Origin of the sequence: Undibacterium sp. JH2W, from assembly GCF_049340425.1 — a bacterium.
In the GTDB taxonomy this organism is placed as follows: domain Bacteria; phylum Pseudomonadota; class Gammaproteobacteria; order Burkholderiales; family Burkholderiaceae_D; genus Undibacterium.
This window is the reverse complement of sequence record NZ_JBMPOT010000013.1, coordinates 201,183-220,219: the sequence shown is the minus strand read 5'-3', so window position 1 is coordinate 220,219 and position 19,037 is coordinate 201,183. Positions and strand designations below refer to the sequence as shown.

14 protein-coding genes are annotated in these 19,037 nt (G+C 53.7%); 8 read left to right on the top strand and 6 right to left on the bottom strand.

The window, feature by feature from the left end:
- Nucleotides 1–189: 189 nt before the first annotated feature.
- The 3 genes from ACO0LC_RS20585 to ACO0LC_RS20575 all read right to left on the bottom strand — a co-directional run bounded on the left by ACO0LC_RS20585 (nt 190) and on the right by ACO0LC_RS20575 (nt 2,976).
- The gene (locus tag ACO0LC_RS20585) at nt 190–939 is read right to left on the bottom strand and encodes a hypothetical protein (RefSeq protein ID WP_423006554.1); all 750 of its coding nucleotides are present in this window, start codon (nt 937–939) and stop codon (nt 190–192) included.
- Between the two features lie 324 nt (nt 940–1,263).
- Nucleotides 1,264–1,902 carry a hypothetical protein gene (locus ACO0LC_RS20580; protein WP_423006552.1) on the bottom strand — a complete coding sequence of 213 codons (639 nt, stop codon included), beginning with the start codon at nt 1,900–1,902 and terminating at the stop codon, nt 1,264–1,266.
- Nucleotides 1,903–2,343: 441 nt separating this feature from the next.
- The gene (locus ACO0LC_RS20575) at nt 2,344–2,976 is read right to left on the bottom strand and encodes a TetR/AcrR family transcriptional regulator (protein WP_423006550.1); all 633 of its coding nucleotides are present in this window, start codon (nt 2,974–2,976) and stop codon (nt 2,344–2,346) included.
- A gap of 75 nt (nt 2,977–3,051) precedes the next feature.
- Between ACO0LC_RS20575 and ACO0LC_RS20570 the strand changes: the two genes are divergently transcribed.
- Nucleotides 3,052–3,855: an inositol monophosphatase family protein gene (locus tag ACO0LC_RS20570; protein ID WP_423006548.1), complete on the top strand. Its 804-nt coding sequence runs from the start codon at nt 3,052–3,054 to the stop codon at nt 3,853–3,855.
- A 31-nt stretch (nt 3,856–3,886) separates the two neighbouring features.
- Nucleotides 3,887–4,570 carry an SDR family oxidoreductase gene (locus ACO0LC_RS20565; RefSeq protein ID WP_423006546.1) on the top strand — a complete coding sequence of 228 codons (684 nt, stop codon included), beginning with the start codon at nt 3,887–3,889 and terminating at the stop codon, nt 4,568–4,570.
- A 451-nt stretch (nt 4,571–5,021) separates the two neighbouring features.
- Here the strand turns inward: ACO0LC_RS20565 and ACO0LC_RS20560 are convergent, their stop codons facing one another.
- Nucleotides 5,022–6,050, bottom strand: coding sequence for a LysR family transcriptional regulator (locus ACO0LC_RS20560; RefSeq protein WP_423006543.1), 1,029 nt, complete (start codon nt 6,048–6,050; stop codon nt 5,022–5,024).
- A 187-nt stretch (nt 6,051–6,237) separates the two neighbouring features.
- On the opposite strand from ACO0LC_RS20560, the gene ACO0LC_RS20555 reads away from it, so the two are divergent.
- The 4 genes from ACO0LC_RS20555 to ACO0LC_RS20540 are packed head-to-tail and all read left to right on the top strand — an operon-like array spanning nt 6,238 to nt 13,213.
- Complete coding sequence (locus ACO0LC_RS20555; RefSeq protein WP_423006541.1) at nt 6,238–7,149, top strand: alpha/beta hydrolase; 912 nt, start codon at nt 6,238–6,240, stop codon at nt 7,147–7,149.
- A gap of 58 nt (nt 7,150–7,207) precedes the next feature.
- Entirely contained in the window at nt 7,208–8,452 is a 1,245-nt protein-coding gene (locus tag ACO0LC_RS20550; RefSeq protein ID WP_423006539.1) for an efflux RND transporter periplasmic adaptor subunit, read from the top strand.
- Nucleotides 8,453–8,479: 27 nt separating this feature from the next.
- Nucleotides 8,480–11,701, top strand: coding sequence for an efflux RND transporter permease subunit (locus ACO0LC_RS20545; protein WP_423006537.1), 3,222 nt, complete (start codon nt 8,480–8,482; stop codon nt 11,699–11,701).
- Nucleotides 11,702–11,710: 9 nt separating this feature from the next.
- A complete protein-coding gene (locus ACO0LC_RS20540; RefSeq protein ID WP_423006535.1) occupies nt 11,711–13,213 on the top strand; it encodes an efflux transporter outer membrane subunit in 1,503 nt (500 codons plus the stop codon).
- A gap of 92 nt (nt 13,214–13,305) precedes the next feature.
- Here ACO0LC_RS20540 and ACO0LC_RS20535 read toward each other — a convergent pair whose 3' ends face one another.
- On the bottom strand, nt 13,306–15,444 hold the full coding sequence (locus ACO0LC_RS20535) for a hypothetical protein (protein ID WP_423006533.1): 2,139 nt from the start codon (nt 15,442–15,444) through the stop codon (nt 13,306–13,308).
- 286 nt (nt 15,445–15,730) lie between these two features.
- Between ACO0LC_RS20535 and ACO0LC_RS20530 the strand changes: the two genes are divergently transcribed.
- The gene (locus tag ACO0LC_RS20530) at nt 15,731–16,759 is read left to right on the top strand and encodes a YiiG family protein (protein WP_423006531.1); all 1,029 of its coding nucleotides are present in this window, start codon (nt 15,731–15,733) and stop codon (nt 16,757–16,759) included.
- A 134-nt stretch (nt 16,760–16,893) separates the two neighbouring features.
- Here ACO0LC_RS20530 and ACO0LC_RS20525 read toward each other — a convergent pair whose 3' ends face one another.
- Nucleotides 16,894–17,991, bottom strand: coding sequence for a hypothetical protein (locus ACO0LC_RS20525; protein ID WP_423006564.1), 1,098 nt, complete (start codon nt 17,989–17,991; stop codon nt 16,894–16,896).
- A gap of 147 nt (nt 17,992–18,138) precedes the next feature.
- Between ACO0LC_RS20525 and ACO0LC_RS20520 the strand changes: the two genes are divergently transcribed.
- Nucleotides 18,139–18,969 carry an AraC family transcriptional regulator gene (locus ACO0LC_RS20520; RefSeq protein WP_423006562.1) on the top strand — a complete coding sequence of 277 codons (831 nt, stop codon included), beginning with the start codon at nt 18,139–18,141 and terminating at the stop codon, nt 18,967–18,969.
- Nucleotides 18,970–19,037 lie beyond the last annotated feature (68 nt).

Here is a 19,037-nt window from a genome sequence, read left to right as displayed (position 1 = left end):
TATCATGATCATCGCACGTAAAATATTGCGAGTTGCTTTTAGCCTGTTCAAGAACGGCGTTGATTTTAATTCTGATCTCATCTCGATAAAAACTTGACGGGAACCATAGAATCTAATCGTACCTACGCGGTATTCCCAAATTTTCGACCATCAATGTCACCCATGCTTTAAGAAAGAAATACGCTGCCTTCAAAAATATTTTTGCAGATCAGCGATATTCAATCTCGTCGCCATTTTTTTCCGGTCTGCCTTCAATTCTGCCAATGCTGATTTCAGCTCGCTTTCTGTCGGCCTCAAGGGTTTCAAGTTGGGGCCGAGGACAGGGATGATGCGGCGCTTGACATAGCGGCTGCCGGCAGTGAGTATTTGCCAGCCTATCACCAGCAAGGCGATGAGGGCGCAGGCGAGAAAGATGAGTGCTTCATCAAAAGGCAGGATTTTCGTTAACAATACACGGACGATGGTAATGAGAAAAAACGAAGCCACCAGCGCCAGGCCAATGCCCATGTCTATGCGAGTCTGCCCTATGCGCATTTCTACCAGAGGTGATAAGAGATGAAAAGGTGTCGTGATCATGATGTCGCGCTCTTGCGGCGTCAGCAGGGTCGGGGTTTTTGTGACTTTTTCTTCGAGCTCCATCCTGTCTTTATACACTTCCGGCAAGCTTGGGAAAGTCGTCTTCATCAGCTCAGCAAGCGATTGTTTTTTCTTGGACAGTGTCAGATACCCATCAGGATTGGCATTGAGCAGCGTCTTGCATTGCTGGCATTCGCGCTCATGGCTGACCAGCTCTCCTTCACCGGAGGTAATGTAATACACATGGCTGGCCAGACCGATGCGAACCAGCTTGAATACCTGCGGCCCGCGACAGATCGGGCAAAAATCGGCAGCATAGCCAATATTTTTGCGTACATGTATTTTCCCCCAGATAATGAGCACGGTTTCCCCTTCTTTATTTTGTTTTGATTTTTTGTCTTGTTTGGTATCAGCGCCATGCCTGCATGGCGAGTGCAGGTATTATATCCATGATTTAATATTCAACAGCCGGAAATAATTGCAAAAATATAAAAAAATGGAGCCTTGTATTCATGCATCTCACTATTGCGAAATGCATGAATGTGAGGCCCAAGAACAATCTACCGATTGGACGTAGCGATACTACTGAATTATTTCGGCATCAAGCTGCATGCTTGAGGTCTTTTCTCTTTTTCGGTGCACGGCTGTGTACGATTACTCTACGCTAATCGTACCTACGCTGACTTGCTATTTCTTCTCTACAAAATCCAGCGATATTTCGCTCAGATAAGGCTGTGCCTGGATTACTGCAGGCAGGCTGGATTTTATTTTTTGTTCACCCAGTATCGCCTTGGGCGCATTTTTATCAGTACGTAGCTGGAAGCGGAAATGCGGGGAGCAATCGCCGGATGGTTTTGAAAAAGCACCCTCATTGAAACTGGTGACGTGGCCGCCGTAATCCCAGCCAAAGCCATACAGGGTGAATGGTTTGCCATTCTGTTTTTCTACGGCCTGGACGGAATCGAGTAGCTTCAGGCCCTGATAAGTCCACTGGCTTTTTTCGCTATTGATATTGACGGAAACAAGGCGGGTCATTGCATCATCATCGAAGTACACTTCTACCCTGTAGGGTTTCATCGTATTTTGCGGATAAAGCACCAGTACTTTTTGGGTACTCCCTTCTGCGCCTTCGGTTTCTTGCACCGCGGTGTTTCCCGGATAGCGTTTCTTCAGGCTTTGCGCAGTGTCGCCTTTCTTTACCGGGTTTTGGCAGGAAAGCGCCAGATCAGGCGGGGCAGCAGGTTTATCGGCTGCGTAAGCACAGGATGAACTGGCAAGCGCGATGGCTGCACATAAAAAGACAGCTGGTTTCAATGAAGAATTCATGGTGCTCATTTCTCGAAAAGTGGTCACATGATACGGTCAGCCTGCGCTTCATTAGCATTAAGCAAGCGTTTCCTGGCATGGCGATCTGGCAAGCAACTGCTTAAACGCCATCCTGGCCATGATCGTTGACACGAGCAAGATACTGGATGATAAGCCTGTTTCGTGTTTATGTGAATCAGGCTGCAATTTAGCTCGCTGGCTTCATATTGCTGGGCATGCATGAAAGAAATCGCCGAGTTGCAAACCGTGTCGTAGGCTGCGTTTTAACGCACCGTTTTGATCGACGAAAGGTATAAGACCTGAAAGCTCACCACAGAGACACAGAGTCACAGAGAAGTGCTGGAGGGTTCAAGTTTATTCCTGCCTCGGCGGTGAAATTCTCGGCGCAGGGTGCGCATGGCGCCCCCTACCAGATGCAGACTATCGGTCATCACGAGAAATTCAATCCCCCGCATCCAGATATCCAAACACCGCCCTCCTCACTCGCTTGCGCAAATTGGCTGCACTGGCAGGGGAGTCTGAACCAGCACGCGCACCTGCTGCATCGACCATGCCCTTGATGATGCCCATCAGATCGGCCATGACTTCTGCATCGTTTGCGCCTTCTGGCATATCTGCCTGAGAGAGTATGTCGTGCACGGTTTTGCGCAGGCGGGTGGACTGGCGTTTCAGGTCTGCGGCTACTGGCAGACGCAGTTCTTCTGCGTCGAGTATTTTTGCCAGCGCCGGTCTTTTTAGCTGGTGGGTGATGGCGACATCGATCAAGTCTTCCAGTGCCTTGCGGCCGCCCTGCTGCAGGTCTATTTTCTCGGCATCTTCGACGAGTGCTGTGGTTTGTTCCAGTATCAGCGCCCTGCTGATGGCGTCTTTTGAGGGGAAGTACTGGTAGAGCGAGCCTATGCTGACGCCAGCCTTTCTTGCTACGGCATTGGTGGAGCAGGCAGTGAGGCCTTCAGTTTCGAGAATGTGAGCAGCTGCTTGCAATATGGCTTCTACGGTGGCGACAGAGCGGGCTTGCGTGGGGTTTTTACGAGGGGCCAGCGGGGTGGTGGCCTGCTTGATTATCTTTGGCATGAATGCGAGTTTCAAATATGAGCGATAGCTCATATTATATCCCTACTTTATCTCTTCTAGCGAAAGCAAATAATCATGCAAACACAATATGAAAACGACCAGCAGTTATTAAACGCCACCGTAATCGCCGTGCGCCAGGCAGCTGACTTGCTGCTCCAGCGCTTCAAACCAGATGCGCGTCCTGCCGACCTGCCGCAACTGCTGACGATGATAGAAGACAATGACAATGCCGTGACTGCACAATTGCGTACATCTTTACTGGCCCTGCGCCCAGGTGCGCAATGGCTGGACGATGAAAAATCCAGCGGGCCCCTGCCTGCTGGCGAATGGTGGGTGGCTGATCCGGCAGAAGGCAATGTCAACCATATCCACGGTACGACAGAATGGGCAGTGACGGCAACGCTGGTGCGTGACAATGTGCCTGTCCTGACGGTGGCTGCTGAGCCGCTGGCAGCAAAACTCTATACAGCGGTGCGCGGTGGTGGCGCCTTGCTGAACGGCCAGCCCCTGCAAGTATCGCAAAAACCCAGCCTGGCGGCAGCCCTGGTCAGCACTGGCCAGGCGACGCCGGGCGAAGGCAAGCTGGCTTACAGCAAGATAGGCCAGTCTGTCACCGCCATGCTGGAACATGCCCTGCTGGTACGCATGGCTGTGCCTGCCACCATGCAACTGGTGCAGGTCGCCAGCGGGCAACTCGATGCATTCTGGCAGCACGGCAATGTCTTGTCTGGCCTGGTCAGCGGTGCCTTGCTGGTGACGGAAGCAGGCGGCCAGGTGACAGACTGGACAGGCCAGCCCTGGACTTTATCCAGCCCCAATTTTATTGCCAGCGCGCCTGCCTTGAACAGCCAGTTGGTCGACGTTTTGAAAAGCATATAAACAAGAATAAACAAAAGAAAAGAGAATGAATATGAAAGAATACGCAGTAGTCGGTGCCAGCAGCGGCACAGGTTTAGCCATTACCCATTTGCTGGCCAGCCAGGGTCATACAGTGCGCGCCATTGCACGCAAGCCGCCCGCAGCAACAGAATTTATCAAGCCCGTCATTGCCGACATAGGCAAACCGGAAACCATAGCCGCGGCACTGGCAGGTGAGCTGGAGGCAGTATTTTTTACGGTGGATATCCACAAGGCATTTGCATCGAGACAGTTGATACGCTCAGTGATGTTTGATGGCTTCGTGAATGTGCTGGGTGCTGCAAAACAAAATACCAGGCTGCCACGCATTATCCTGCTCTCGGTCATGGGGCCAGGAAAATCATCACTGACCTGGCATTTGCTGAACCTGGCAAAACGTGGCATGCAAAAGAATATCGTGGACAGGGAACAGGTGCTCATGGAGAGCGGCCTGCCGTATATGATACTGCGTGCGCCGCGCCTGGTTGATGTATTAGAAAATGGAATCGAAACGACCCGGCCAGCAACGGCCGCCATGTTATCTGCCCATGCCAATCATCGCCTCGACATGAAACGCACGATAGCAAGGCCTGATCTGGCTATCGCCATGCTTGCTGCTGCCACATCAGCGCCCACGGACAGTGTGTGGGATGTGTATGGTAGTGATGCGGGGCCAGTGCCTGCGTGGCTTAAATGATGGATAGGCTTGTTGAGACCGAGTGTTGGGCTGATGAAACGTAGCCCAACCTACAAGCCCGGCCCAACCTACGAGTCGACTCAAACTACGCAATCCGTAGGTTGGGCTACGGTTTACCAGCCCAACACTGGGCCTCTGCTCAACGAGTACGTGATTTGTAAGCCGAGTGTTGGGCTGATGAGTCGTAGCCCAACCTACAGCCTGGCCCAACCTACGATATGTAGCCTAGCAAGGCCCGGACCAATCTACGAACTTCAAGACCACTCAACACAGAGGCACCGAGGCACAGAGTCAGTCTCGTAGGTTGGGCTACGGGGTATCAGCCCAACACTGGGCCTTAACAAACGTATACGTTATTTAAACGTCGAGTGTTGGGCTGATGAGACGTAGCCCAACCTACGATACGTAGCCTAGCGAGGCCCGGACCAAGCTACATAGGCATTCCAACTCATCAATACACCGCTTCTGCCACATTCTGGTGTTCCAGCATGGCGCGCAGGGTGTTGCCCATGGTGGCTTGTTCTGGTTTGGCGAAATTGCATTCTCCCGTGCCATTCAGGAACTCAGCATCGCGGCCGCTGAACAGGGGGCAGCGTGGGAAGAGTTCTGCCACCCAGTCGACAAAGGCGCGTACCTTGGGTGAGAGATGGCGGTTGGCCAGGTAGACCACTGAGATGGGCATGGCAGCAGGTGCCCATTGTGGCAAAACTTCACGCAAGGCGCCCGATTGCAGATGCGGCATGAGCATGAAGCGCGGTGCCTGTATCAGGCCAAAGCCCTTGAGGGCGCAAGCCAGGTAAGCTTCTGAATCATTCACCGAGATTTTGCCATCCACGGTCAGGGCAATGTTCTTGCCATCGACGATGAAATCCCAGTCGCGGTTACGCCCCGTGCGGCTGGAAAAATAATGCACGGCCTGATGGTGCTGCAAGTCTTCCAGGGTTTGCGGTTCGCCATGCAAATCCAGATAGGCGGGCGCGGCGCAGGTGATGCTCTGGAAAGTGCCTATGCGCCTGGCCACCATGCTGGAATCCTGCAACTCACCTACCCGTATCACGCAGTCAACTGCCTCTTGCACCATGTCCACCATGCGGTCACCCATGCCCATGACCAGTTTGATATCCGGGTAGCGATCATAAAACTCGCAGACTTGCGGCAGCAAGACCAGGCGGCCTATCGAGGCTGGCACATCGATGCGCAACTGGCCCTTGGGGCCGCGTGCCACGTTCTGGAATGAGGACTCAGTCTCATCGACGTCCGCCAAAATACGCACGCAGCGCTCATAGTAGGCCGCACCGTCTGGCGTCAGGCTCAGGCGGCGGGTGGTGCGGTTCAGCAAGCGCACCTGTAACAGGCTTTCCAGGTTCTGGATGATGGTCGTGACCGTGGTACGCGGCAGGCCGAGATTGTCGGCGGCGCGGGTAAAACTGTTGGAATCCACCACGCGGGTGAAAACTTGCATTGCCTGGAAGCGGTCCATCGCGGTACTCCTGAATAACTGGTTGGCATAGTCAAGGACTATTCGTCTGAACGAAGTATAAACCTAATTTGATGATTGATTAGTCGGGCTGACGGAATAGTCATGTTGGATTATTAGCGTTTATCTAAGGGCTCATCGCCCCTACTATTCGTTCCATTCACTAAGCTAGGACGCGAATCGCGACAAGATGATGGACGAAACAGCAACAATTCTCAGTAAACTCAGCAATCCGGCCAGGAAAAGAAAAAAAACCACGAAGACGGCTGAGCTCTCTTTGCAGATAGACAATTTCCTCATCCCCGGCCCGCTGGGGGGCATTCCTCTGCGCCTGTATCGTCCTCAGGGCAATGCAGTTTTGCCGGTGGTGCTGTATTTCCACGGTGGTGGATTTATCAGCGGCTCCTTGAATGATGCGGAGGTACCGGCGCGTTTCATTGCGCGTAATAGCAATGTCATCGTCTTGTCCGTGGGTTATTCACTGGCACCGGCCAAGCCTTTTCCGGCAGCACCAGAAGATGCCTACACCGCCATGCTGTGGGCCATCAAGAACGCCGCCAGCATCAAGGCTGACGCCAGTCGTCTGGCAGTAGCAGGGGACGATGCCGGTGGCAACCTGGCGACTTGCCTGACCCTGATAGCACGTGACCGCAATGCCCCGCCGATACTAGCGCAGGCACTGATAGGCCCAATGCTGGACCCCAGCATGACAAGACTGGGTGACGCCAAAAAACTGGAGTCTGACCTGACCCCGCAAGAATGTGCGCATTGCTATGGCCAATACCTGCCGCGCTCTTTGCAGCGCCTGCACCCGTATGCCGCACCGCTGGAATCCAGCCGCCTTGGTGGTTTGTCACCCGCCTTTATCGCCACGGCTGAACATGATGTCCTGCATGTGGAGGCAGAAAAATATGCAGCAGCCCTGATCACAGTCGGTGTGCCTGTGCAGGTAGCCCGTTTTGCCGGGATCAAGCATGCCTCATTGCCTGAGCATCAGCCTGTGCTGGTGGAAGTGGCGGATTTCTTGCGCCGCCGCCTGGCCGTTCCTGATGATTTGAACACATCTGCTGTCGTATCCCTGGAGGAAAAACAAAATGTCTGACAACGCAAAAGACACTCAAGAACTCAGTAATTTACCTACTACATCCACGAGGAATATCATGTCTGAATCCACTACATCCACTAGCTCAACTGCACCAAGCCGTAAATCCATCGCTATCAGCGCCGCCATCGTCATGTTGATTGCCGGTGCGGGCACCCTGGGTGCCATTCATGCAGAAACCAGCCATGCAGCACCCAAGGAAGCGCCACCAGCCACGACGGTGGATGTCGCCGAAGTCGTCAGCCGCAATGTCGTTGACTGGCAAAATTATTCTGGCAAGCTAGAAGCCGTCGATAGAGTTGAGATACGCCCGCTGGTTGGCGGTACCTTGACTGCCGTGCATTTCAAGGATGGCAGCCTGGTCAAGAAAGGTGACTTGCTGTTCACCATAGACCCACGCCCCTATGCGGCTGAGGTGGCGCGCTTCCAGGCGCAGTTGGCTGCTGCCGAGGCACGTGCAGCCTATACAGGTTCTGACGTGGCCCGCGGTGAAAGACTGCTGGGTGAAAACGCCATTGCCCGTCGTGATTTTGAAGAAAAACAAAATGCATCGCGTGAAGCAGCCGCCAATGTACTGGCAGCGCAGGCGGCATTGAAGGCGGCAAAACTCAATCTTGAATATACCCAGATCACCGCCCCTGTTGCAGGCCGCATCTCGCGTGCTGAAGTCACCGTCGGCAATGTCATTGCAGTTGGTGCCAGCTCACCAGCCTTGAGCACCCTGGTATCGGTCTCGCAAGTGTATGCATCCTTTGATGTGGATGAACAAAGCTTTTTGAAATACGTGAACCCGGCGCAAGCGAAAAATACCCAGGTACCAGTCTTCCTGGGTCTGGCGAATGAAGAAGGCTATTCGCGCCAGGGCAAGGTGGTTTCCATCGACAACCGTGTGGATACTTCTTCAGGAACCATACGCGTACGCGCCGTATTTGAAAACCAGGATGGCTTGCTGCTGCCCGGCCTGTATGCCCGTGTACGCCTGGGCGGCGGTGCACCGCATGCAGCCCTGATGATAGATGAAAAAGCCGTGGGCACTGATCAAAGCAAACGCTTTGTGCTGGCAGTCGACAAGGACAACCACACAGCTTACCGCGAAGTACGCCTGGGTAACAGGCAGGAAGATTTGTTGATCGTGGAATCTGGCCTCAAAGCCGGTGAACGCATCGTCGTCAATGGCCTGCAACGTACACGGCCTGGTGACACCATCACGCCTAATGTGGTGGCAATGAGCAAAGCGACTCCCGTCCCAGCTACTCCAGTTGCAGGCGCTGAAGATAAAGCTACTCCAGCTAACAAATCTTAATCATCACAGATTAGATAGAAAAATATCATGAATATCTCAAAATTCTTTATCGACCGCCCCATCTTTGCCGGGGTGCTGTCGGTAATTATCTTGCTGGCCGGTGCGCTGGCCATGTTCCAGTTGCCTATCTCGGAATATCCCGAGGTGGTGCCACCTTCTGTCGTGGTGCGGGCGCAGTATCCCGGTGCCAACCCCAAGGTGATTGCAGAAACCGTGGCTTCTCCATTGGAAGAATCCATCAACGGTGTGGAAAACATGTTGTACATGCAGTCACAGGCAAATAGTGACGGCAACCTGACGGTGACCGTCAACTTCAAGCTCGGTGTAGACCCTGACAAGGCGCAGCAACTGGTGCAAAACCGTGTCTCGCAAGCCTTGCCACGCCTGCCTGCTGATGTGCAACGCCTGGGTGTGACGACCATCAAGAGTTCACCTGCACTGACCATGGTCGTGCATCTGATTTCACCGGATGACCGCTATGACATGACTTACCTGCGCAACTATGCCGTGCTGAATGTCAAAGACCGTCTGGCGCGTATCAAGGGTGTCGGTGAAGTGGGCTTGTTTGGCTCTGGCAATTACGCCATGCGCGTCTGGCTGGACCCGCAAAAAGTCGCACAGCGTGGTCTGACTGCATCTGATGTGGTCAACTCCATACGCGAACAAAACGTGCAGGTAGCTGCGGGTGTCATTGGTGCATCACCGAATGTGCCGGGTACGCCTTTGCAGTTCAATGTAAATGCACAAGGCCGTTTGAAATCAGAAGCAGAATTTGCCGAGATCATACTCAAGACTTCTGCCGATGGTGCAGTCACCCGCCTGGCGGATGTGGCGCGCATAGAGCTGGATGCTTCCGAATATGGCTTGCGTTCTTTGCTCGACAATAAACCGGCTGTAGCGATACCTATCTTCCAGGCGCCTGGTGCCAACGCGCTGGATGTATCTGATCAGGTACGTGCGGCAATGAAGGAATTGGCTGTAGACTTCCCTAGCTCAGTCCAATACAAGATCGTGTATGACCCTACGCAATTCGTGCGTTCAAGCATCCATGCCGTCGTCGAGACTTTGCTGGAAGCGATTGCGCTGGTGGTGCTGGTGGTCATCGTGTTTTTGCAAACCTGGCGTGCTTCGCTGATACCTTTGCTGGCCGTGCCGGTTTCCATCGTCGGTACTTTTTCGCTGATGCTGGGCTTTGGCTATTCCATCAATGCCTTGTCACTGTTTGGCATGGTGCTGGCCATCGGTATTGTGGTCGATGATGCGATTGTGGTGGTAGAGAACGTGGAGAGGAATATCTCGGCGGGCCTGTCACCAAAAGAAGCGACCTATAGAGCCATGCGTGAAGTCAGCGGCCCTATCATTGCGATTGCTCTGACGCTGGTTGCGGTGTTTGTACCGCTGGCCTTCATGACAGGTCTGACCGGTCAGTTCTACAAACAGTTTGCGATGACGATAGCGATTTCGACTGTGATCTCGGCCTTCAACTCGTTGACCTTGTCACCGGCACTGGCTGCGATTTTGCTCAAAGGGCACGATGAAAAACCAGACTGGCTGACGAAAGTCATGAACCGCCTGTTTGGCCGCTTCTTCGATGCATTCAACCGCATGTTCAATCGCGGTTCTGAAAAGTATTCCAAAGGTGTGGCTGGCGTCATCTCGCGCAAGGCTTCCAGCATGGTGGTCTATGTAGTATTGCTGGCGGCAGCCGTGGGTATTTCCTATATCGTTCCGGGTGGTTTTGTGCCGGGGCAAGACAAGCAATACCTGATCAGTTTCACGCAATTGCCAAATGGCGCTACGCTGGACAGGACTGAAAAAGTCATCCGCGATATGTCGGCCATAGCCTTGAAAGAAGCGGGTGTGGAAAGCGCAGTTGCCTTCCCTGGCTTGTCTATCAATGGCTTTACCAATAGCTCCAGCGCCGGTATTGTTTTTGTGACGCTGAAACCCTTTGAAGAACGCCGCAGTGCCGAACTTTCTGCCAATGCGATTGCAGGCAAGCTGAACCAGAAGTTTTCAGCGATCAAGGATGGTTTCATCGCCGTCTTCCCGCCACCACCTGTCATGGGCCTGGGTACGGTGGGTGGTTTCAAGATGCAGATCGAAGACAAGGGTGCACTGGGCTATGCAGAACTGGATGCCGCAGCACAAGCCTTTATCGCCGCAGCCAAGACAGCGCCAGAACTGGGACCTATGTTTTCCAGCTACCAGATCAATGTGCCGCAACTTGATGTCAATCTTGACCGCGTCAAGGCCAAGCAACTCGGTGTGCCGGTGACTGATGTGTTTGACACCATGCAGATTTATCTGGGTTCTTTGTACGTGAATGACTTCAATCGTTTTGGCCGTGTGTATCAGGTACGTGCCCAGGCAGATGCGCCTTACCGTGCCAAGCCTGAAGATATCCTGCAACTGAAAACCCGCAATACGGCTGGTGAAATGGTGCCTTTGTCTTCTCTGGTCAAGGTGACTCCAAGCTTTGGTCCTGAAATGGTGGTGCGTTATAACGGCTACACAGCGGCGGATATCAACGGTGGCCCTGCCCCCGGTTATTCATCCAACCAGGCGCAGGCTGCGGCAGAGCGTATTGCGGCCAAGACCCTGCCTGCCGGTATCAAGTTTGAATGGACAGACCTGACTTACCAACAGATTCTGGCGGGCAATGCCGGTGTCTGGGTATTCCCTATCAGTGTCTTGCTGGTGTTCCTGGTATTGGCAGCGCAGTATGAAAGCCTGACCTTGCCACTGGCAGTCATCATGATAGTCCCCATGAGTTTGCTGGCGGCTCTGACCGGCGTCTGGCTGACAGGTGGTGACAATAATATCTTCACCCAGATCGGTCTGATGGTGCTGGTGGGGCTATCAGCCAAGAATGCGATCCTGATTGTGGAATTTGCGCGGGAGCTTGAACTGCAGGGTAGTACACCCTTGCAGGCAGCGATAGATGCCAGCCGCTTGCGTCTGCGCCCTATCCTGATGACTTCGATCGCCTTCATCATGGGTGTGGTGCCACTGGTGATTTCCAGCGGACCTGGTTCCGAGATGCGTCATGCGATGGGTGTGGCGGTGTTCTTTGGCATGCTGGGTGTGACCCTGTTTGGCCTGTTCCTGACACCGGTGTTTTATGTATTGCTGCGTACTCTTGCAGGTGGCCGCAAGCTGCATTCTGCTGTCGTGCATGAAGCGCCAGCTATTGCACATGACCATGGCCACGATCATGACCATACGCACAGCATAGTTAAAGTTTGAGAGAGCATGATGATGAATACAATCAAACCCCTGAAGTCTGCTTCATCCCTGTTGATGTTATTGATGGTGCTGGCTGGTTGTTCAGTTGCACCGACTTATCAGAAAGCGGAAGTGACGACCCCCGCTGCCTATAAAGAAGTGCAGGCAAGCAGCAACTCGAGCAACTGGAAAGAAGCCCAGCCCGCAGAAGAAGTCGCCCGTGGCGACTGGTGGAAAATCTTTGCAGACGATAGTCTCAACGAAATGGAGGTTCAGGCCATGGCGGCCAACCAGAACCTCAAAGCTGCTGCCGCACGTCTGAAACAGTCACGCGCCTTGCGGCAGGATGCGCGTGCTGGCCTGTTCCCGCAAGTGAATGCGGGCCTGGGTGCCAACCGCGGGCGTGCTGCACCGGCGTCCCAGGGTTTACCTGACAATACCAGGATGCCGACTTCCACGACCTACAATGCCCAGCTTGGTGCATCATATGAACTGGATCTGTTTGGCCGTGTGGCTTCCAGCATAGATGCGGCAACGGCAGATACGCAAAAGAATGAGGCACTGTTCCAGTCCGTACAACTGGCCTTGCAAGCCGATGTGGCACAAGCTTACTTTTTGCTGCGCGAGCTGGATGCAGAACAGGCTTTGTATGCCGCCACGGTAGAGTTGCGCTCAAAAACCCTGAAGCTGGTACAAACCCGCTTTAAAGAAGGTGATATCAGCGAACTGGATCTGGCACGCGCCAAGGCTGAACTGGCAACGGCGCAATCAGAATCACTGGGGCTGGCACGCAGCCGTGCGGTGGCAGAACATGCACTGGCCGTCTTGCTGGGCAAGACACCGGCAGAGTTCAATTTCTTGCCGCGTCCATTGTCACGCATTGCTGTCAATATCCCCGCAGGTTTGCCATCAGACTTGCTGGAACGCAGGCCTGATATTGCCTCAGCAGAACGCAGCATGGCTGCCGCCAATGCCCGCATCGGTGTGGCCCGCTCAGCCTTCTTCCCCAGGCTGGATATCACAGGCTCCGCCGGTTATGCATCAGCCAGCCTGGGTGATTTTCTGAACTGGAGCAGCCGTACTTTCCTGCTCGGCCCTTTGTTGTCCATGCCGCTGTTTGATGGTGGCCGCCGCCAGGCCAGTGTCGACAGGGCAGGCGCAGTCTATGAAGAAGATGTCGCCAACTACCGCCAGACCGTGCTGAATGCCTTCAGGGAAGTCGAAGATAATCTGGCTGACTTGCGGATTTTGCGCGACCAGACCCAGGCACAAGACAATGCGGTGCAGGCGGCAGAGCGGGCAGCGAAACTCTCGCATGTGCAATACCGCGAAGGATCAGTCAGTTACCTGAATGTGATTGATGCTGACCGTACAGTATTGCAACAACAGCGCATCGCCGCTCAACTGGATGGTGCGCGCGCCAAATCAGCCGTGAGTTTGATACGTGCGCTGGGAGGTGGTTGGGATGGCAGGGATGGTCACAAGCTGGCAGAAGCAGCGGATAAAAACACGCAGGTGGCAAAAGCAGAATAAATTCTGTCCTATTGGTTTCCTTAGACCAGAGCATGTTCTGGCTTTCGCAGCGTACTTCCTTGTAGGAAGTACGCTGTTTTTTTCCTGCTCTATCAAGGCGTAGTTACATTGCGCGGCAGGATGGCAAATTCAGGATAGGCAGTATAGTCAGGCAAGACGCTGCGCTGCATGAATTTATGCCAGGCTGTTGCACCACCGGCATAAGCAGAATCAGCCGCATAAGCCAGGGCAGGCTGCATATTCGAAGGATAACCTGTGGCAATCGATGAATAACCTGTCATCTCTCCTACTTTCAGGCCCAGTGCTTTTGCCATTTCCGGGCTGTTGCAAGCCATACCTGCCACAGCAGGATTACGGCTGGCTTCATAGGCTTGCCCATAGCTGGTGTAAAGGGGAGACGTAGCTGTGGCTCTCAGATTAAGGCTATAGATGCCACCAAAAATCCAGCAGTAATCAGGAGCCAGCATGCGGTTGACGGCAAAGCTGGCCTTCCAGTTCAGCAAAGGTTTTGCCTTGTCAAAACCCAGCTCTGCAGCACGCCCCACTGCCGACGTAAAGAAGTCATCCATCCACGGCGCAATACCAATATTGCTGTTATACACAATCGCACCCGGCCCGGTGATGACACCAAAGATATTGGCGGTGGCGTTATTGCTATAAGTAGTATTGTAGTAGTCGAGATTATTCGACAGTATCCTGTTGAATTCGGCCTTGAGTACGTCTTCGTCAGGCGTGATATAGGTGACTTCAGCCAGATTACGGATATCCCAGGCCTGTACCCTGACGTTGGACTGGAAGATCAGGCCCTGGATATTGGCGCGATAACCGGGGTTGGTCTGGAACACGTCCCACATGGCCCAGAATTGCATTTCTTCGAGATGGTAATAGTCGCCTGTGACCAGATAAGGCAGATAGCTGAAGGCTGGCGTATGCGCTGCATCGGCACTATTGGTATTGGTGCAGGTGCCACCACAGACAGGGAAAGCTTCGCGCTGTTTGGTGGCCGGGTTATAGGTGTCACCCGGATTGCCGAGTATGGTCATGTAAGGATAATCATGCAGACTGATGGGTTTGTCAGTATTTTTATCGCGGTAATGGGCAGACCAGCTACCGGCCAGGTCAGCCGTCGCCAGCGCCGCATCTTTGGCGCGTTTGTCCATGCTCAGCAAGTAGGCCGCATTCCAGCCTGGCATGAGGCCGATATCCTGCCTGCCGCCAGTAGTGGGCATGCCCGGCTCTGCCAGGCCTGGGCCCATGGGCTGGAACTTGACGCCCGCCATGAGGTTTTTCATATTGTTCAGTGCGGTCTCTGCAATGACAATGCGCTGGTCATAATTTGGCACGGCCTTGCTGGTGATGAGGTAAGCCTGGTTATGCGCAATATGGGTTTGCGGTGCTACGCCCCACCAGAAAGTCTTGCGCCAGCGGGTATGATGAAAGTGCGTGAGGTTCGGCTGGGAAAACACAGTCTGCCCACCAATCACCACACCTGCATCATAAGTAAAATTTTGCGGTGCTGCTTGATAAGCCCAGTCATTTTCCACAGTCACATCGACCCTGGCTTTGCTAAAACCGGTGTAAGAACGCACGGCTATGCGGGCATGCAGATGAGGATGAGTGAGACCAGTGGAATCATAGAGCGGGGCCGTCACCATCCATTCACTGACTTGCGAGCCAGACAGCCAGCTCCTGACATTGCTGCCCCTGAGTGCCTGGTCTATGGAGGCAGTATACAAGCGGCCAGCGATGGTGATATTCACGCTGCCGCTGAAACCGGCATTGAGCAAGTCAGCAGGCTTGGCGACCTGGCCTGCTGGTGTGGCCAGAGGCGATAGTTTCAATTGCAGAGTGGCGGGCGCGCTTTTACTCAGTTGTGGCAAGACTGTCGTGATGATGGCATGCCGCACAGAACCATCAGCATGCCGGGCTTTGATATCGACCTGCAAAGGCAGGCCAGCGCCATTGCTGAACTGGCCCAGCAGGCCAGCCCCGGCAGGCACATCACCAGCGGCAAACACCTGGCCAAATGTGACCGGGACATTGCTTTGTGCCACATCACTGGTGCTGCTGATCTTCACATCGGGTAGCTGCGCACTACCCACGCTGGCCTGGCTGGTGATCGATACTGGCGCAGTGGGTTTGACGATGACCTGCTCTGTCGCATGGGCAGACGACAGTGCCAGCGACAGCAAACTCGTGGCCATGCAGGCGGTTTTCATGTGTGTGGACATGGTGAGTTTCTTTCTCTGATTGTGGCAATTATGATGCTCACGCGTGCGGCTTGCCTGAGGACCACTGCATAGTAGTCAATAAACCGCTGAAGTACACCACCGTTCATCACCGACAAGTTACCGGCTGTACAGAAACAATGCGTCAGCAGAAAGCAAATAGAGTGAAACCGTACACACAACTGGATACAAATTGTTGCAACTTTTTAAAAAATGAAAAGCTAAGATGGCGCACTTAGCTGCATTTACGATGCAAGCCCTTGATTTCAATATCTGATATAAAAACATAGTGACGCATAAATCCACCACAGCACATACCCTGGCCTGTATCAGCCTGGCCTTGCTGGCGACAGCTTGCAGTAAAAAAACTGAAGATACTTCTGCGCCAGCAGCCACATCCATGCCAGCAACGGCATCCGTAGCCAGCTCAGTTGCAGGCACCGGCAATGCAGCTGCAAAATCCGCAGAGGCCAGCTCCAGCAAGCTGCAAGACTATATCGCCTGCTATAACAAACTCGATGGTGACGGCCACCGCAGCATTGCCCGCTATCGCAGTTGGGTCAAGGACATGGACAAGGGGCCCAGCGGCAAAGAATCCGTCGTCTATGGCCTGTACAAGATTGATGTCGATGACATTGCCAAATGCAAGGCCAGCTTTGCCAAGCCAGCCGCGGCGCAGGGTAAACTGGATGCAGCCGCCACCGCCTACATAGACAGCCTGACTGAACTCGGCGCTTTGGTGACAGATGCAGAAGTGTATTACAGCCGTGAAAATTACAAGGACGATGCCTTTGCCAAAGGCAAGAAACTGCATGCGCCACTGGCTGACGCCATGAAACGCTTTGAAGAAAAGAGTGCGGTCTTCTCCGATGAAATCGAAGTCGAAAACGACAAGGTGCTGGATGCAGAAATGCAGCAGTTGGAAAAAACTGAAGGCCGTCAATTGCCTTATCTGCAAATGGCCTTGATGAGCAAGGCCAAGCAGCTGGTACGCCTGATCGCTGAAGAAAGCTTCGACGCCGCAGCAGCAGGACAATTGCTGGCGGAGTATGAAAGCCTGACCGACGAAGCCATCGCCTACGCCAAGAAAAACAAAGAAAGCACCGCCAGCGGCTGGTCCAGTCTGGAGAGGGCGACTGAGGATTATCGCAAGGCCGCCAAAGAACGTGTACGCCGCATCCGCGATAAAGTGCCCTATAGTGAAGGCGATAAAATGATGCTTAAACCAGGCTCAGGCTGGATGGTGGAAGGCAGCCAGGAAAAAGTGAGCAAGGCCTATAACGCCTTGATAGAGGCCAGCAATCGCATGAACCACTAATGAACAGCTAATTAATGCCCAGGATTTTTCTGCCGGTTTTGAGCATATCCTGAATCTTGAACCAACCCGGTAGTGCTCCAGACTCCCCTCTGGAGTCGCTCTTTATAATGCCCTCTTTCTTCGAGGGCATTTTTTTATGGTTGTACAGCTAAACACTGGCTTGCTTGTTTGCCTGTAGCCGCCCGGTCGCCAAACAATAATTTCACACCGCATTGCGAACCGAACATCTTGCCCTGGTCGTGTCCCACGCCCTGCACATCAAAATAATGATGGCTTGCAGAAGCAGGCGCGGCATTGCTGGCGGATGCATGTTTGCCCAGATATTGCTCATACCTCCAGTAAGCATGGGCGCGTTGATAACGCGTGGGCCCTTCTGCTTCGGCCCCGCAAGACTTGTCGAGGACGCGATGATTGGGGTCGGTATCGAGGCTACCCACCAGGTAAGTCACCTGTCTTTGCCAATGCCGCTGGTATAAATCCATGCCCGTCGTACTCCTGGCATAGGCCACCATGTTTTGCATGCCATAACGGTAGTCATCATAAGCTGGGCAGGCAGTTTTATCATAAAGCACAAAGCCGCCAGCACCAGAACGGTCTGGCCTCTCGGGCGTGAAATATAAATACGAAGATGGATTGGCAATGACATACTGGACCTCCAGCCCCCTGACCCGCAAGGCTTCATCGACGTGGTTGAGCACGGCATAACGATGCATCAACTGCCCACCCCCAGAATGCCCGGCGAAGCTGAGCTTCTTCAGCAGTGGCAAGCGCGTTTTATCAGCCAATAGTTGAGCGATATCATCGAGCACCTGCAAGGAACTCAAACCAGCTTGTGTGCCGGTCCCTGGCAAGGCTGCCTCACCGCCGGTCCAACCCTGCACCGACCAGACCGGCATGCCATCAAAGCCGGTGTCCGGCTTGCCAGGGAAGTTGGGGGCCAGCACCAGCACCTCATCTGGCGAGCGCCCGGATGCCTGCAATAACTCCATCGCCGCCGCATAATAATCGTCGCCATTGCGCTGTATGCCGTGCTGGACGATGATGACTTCACGTATGCTACGCAAATCCCCATTGAGCTTGTGATTGGCATACACAGGGAAATCATAACCGGGCTTTTGCTCAGGAACAGGCAAATGCAGGCGTTGCCAGGCGGGTGCACTTGCCGCCTGTGATACACCAAACAGGCTGACCAAGATACATGCCGCCAGCAGCTTTTGAGGTGCGTCATTCATTTTTTTCATGGCATCCCCTATCCCCTATCAGATTTTCTACCAGCAGTTACACTGCGCACCATCGTCACCATGACAGCACTGTGCCAAACAATTCTGCTCATGCTAGCATATACCATCAGCAAGCAAGGCTACAGCAACGATACCACCATGAGCAAACATCACATCGACTGGATACACCATGCGCCGGGATCTGGACGACTGGAGCGCATAGAAGCCTATTTTTCAGGTAATGCCTATGCCATGCACAGGCATGATACTTATGCCATAGGCAGCACCCTTGCGGGCGTGCAAAGTTTTGCCTACCGCGGTAGCGAGCGCCATAGCCTGCCAGGCGATACCATGGTCTTGCATCCCGATGAAGCCCATGACGGGCAAGCCGGTACGGGCGAGGGTTTTCATTACCGCATGATCTATGTAGAGCCCGCCTTGATACAGCAGATACTGGGTGGCCAGGCGTTGCCATTTATCAAACATGGCATATCTGCCGATCCGCGCCTGCATGCCGCCACCCAGACATTGTTACAGCACATGGACAGCCCCATGGACACGCTGGAAGAACAAGATGCCCTGTTCGATCTGGCCCATGCCCTGCAGGCCTGTTCTGACAAACTCGCTGGCCACGCCAATAAGCAGCATTTCGATTACCAGGCTGCTGAACGGGCAAGAGCATACATCCATAGCGCCATGACTGACAATATCAGCCTGGATGAACTGGCCCGGCACAGTGGCCGCGACCGCTGGAGCCTGTCACGCGATTTTCGCCTGCTGTTTGGCACTAGCCCCTACCGCTACCTGACCATGCGCCGCCTGGATCTCGTCAAGAGCTTGCTGATGCAGGGATATACGCTGGTCAATGCCGCACTGACGGCTGGCTTTAGCGATCAAAGCCATATGAGCAAGCACTTTGTTAAAACCTTTGGCCTGACACCGCTGCGCTGGCTGAATATGCATGGCAAATCATCGACTATCAGGCTTTAAAGCTGACGCACAAACGTACAAGAATTACTGCCGCCACTTGTCTATGCTGGGATTTTTCACCCTCCATA